Raw genomic sequence first — 591 nt, forward strand, 5'->3', positions numbered from 1 at the left:
TGGCGTTGACGTTGGCGGTGCTGTGGTGGGTGGTGGCGTTGGCCATGCTGCGCGGGGTCAGTCCGCCGTTTCTGGATTTCATCGAGTCGTCTGGGGTCACCACGCAGTGGTCCTCGTTGACCGAGACGTTGCGCGGCATCGACAGTTGGACGCCGTTCGTGGCGCCCAACGCGACCGCGGGCGCGCCGCTGGTGACCGGATCGGCCGCCATTCTGGGCACCTGCCTGGTCGCCGCCGTCGGCCTGGCCGGGCTGGCCGGCCGGACCATGCCGGCGCGCGGGCGGCTGGTGACCATGCTGCTGATCGGTGTGGTGCTGCTGGCCGTGGGGTACAGCGGCGGGCTGGGTTCGCCGCTGGCCCATCAGGTGCAAGCGTTTCTCGACGCCGCCGGCACCCCGCTGCGCAACGTGCACAAGCTGGGTCCGGTGGTGCGCATCCCGCTGGTGCTGGGTTTCGCGGAGTTGCTGGGGAAGATTCCGCTGCCCGGTAGCGCGCCACGGGCGCAGTGGGTGAACGCGTTCGCGCACCCCGAGCGCGACAAGCGGGTCGCGGTGGGCATCGTCGCAATGACCGGGCTGCTGGTCAGCACCT

Annotated in this window: 1 protein-coding gene; it reads left to right on the top strand. The window is 70.7% G+C overall.

The annotated features are described in order from the left end of the window. A partial coding sequence (locus A9W95_RS12060) for an alpha-(1->3)-arabinofuranosyltransferase family protein (RefSeq protein ID WP_156746161.1) occupies nucleotides 1-591 on the top strand: 591 nt, incomplete at both ends.

The sequence above is a fragment of the Mycobacterium sp. 1423905.2 genome (genome assembly GCF_001673155.1).
Classification (GTDB): domain Bacteria; phylum Actinomycetota; class Actinomycetes; order Mycobacteriales; family Mycobacteriaceae; genus Mycobacterium.